Raw genomic sequence first — 947 nt, forward strand, 5'->3', positions numbered from 1 at the left:
CATAACACAAGGCAGAAAGCAAGCTCATCCTAGAGTTTTAAAAATGGCAGCAGCCTCCTCCATGGCTCTCTCTTCCCCATCCTTGGCTGGCAAGGCCGTGAAGCTGGGCCCATCAGCCCCCGAAGTCGGGAGGGTCAGCATGAGGAAGACCGTCACCAAGCAGGCCTCCTCCGGAAGCCCATGGTACGGCCCAGACCGCGTCAAGTACTTGGGCCCATTCTCTGGCGAGCCCCCGTCCTACCTCACTGGCGAGTTCCCAGGTGACTACGGCTGGGACACTGCTGGGCTTTCGGCCGACCCAGAAACCTTCGCCAGAAACCGTGAGCTCGAAGTGATCCACTCCAGGTGGGCCATGCTCGGGGCCTTGGGCTGCGTCTTCCCCGAACTATTGTCCCGCAACGGGGTCAAGTTTGGAGAAGCTGTGTGGTTCAAGGCCGGGTCCCAGATCTTCAGCGAGGGTGGGCTGGACTACTTGGGCAACCCAAGCCTTGTCCACGCCCAGAGCATCCTCGCCATCTGGGCCACCCAAGTTATCCTAATGGGTGCTGTTGAGGGTTATCGTATTGCTGGTGGGCCCCTCGGTGAGGTCACTGACCCAATCTACCCTGGTGGCAGCTTTGACCCATTGGGCCTTGCTGATGACCCAGAGGCTTTTGCTGAGCTTAAGGTGAAGGAACTCAAGAACGGGAGATTGGCCATGTTCTCTATGTTTGGGTTCTTTGTTCAGGCCATTGTCACCGGTAAGGGTCCATTGGAGAACCTTGCTGATCACCTTGCGGACCCAGTCAACAACAATGCCTGGGCCTACGCCACCAACTTCGTCCCCGGCAAGTGAGCATGAAAGAAAAGGATGACTTGTGGACTTTTGAGAGTTTTTAGATTTGTGTTTGGTGAAGTATATGTTATTGCAATGTACTTCAGATAATGTGAATTATCTTGTGTATCCG

General features: G+C 55.2%; 1 protein-coding gene. It reads left to right on the forward strand.

Features of this window, described 5'->3' with window-relative positions:
* A partial coding sequence (locus tag IEW45_RS14935) for a chlorophyll a-b binding protein (RefSeq protein ID WP_229665965.1) occupies positions 1-835 on the forward strand: 835 nt, incomplete at its 5' end.
* Positions 836-947 lie beyond the last annotated feature (112 nt).

It is taken from the genome of Flavobacterium suaedae (genome assembly GCF_014642915.1).
Lineage (GTDB): Bacteria > Bacteroidota > Bacteroidia > Flavobacteriales > Flavobacteriaceae > Flavobacterium > Flavobacterium suaedae.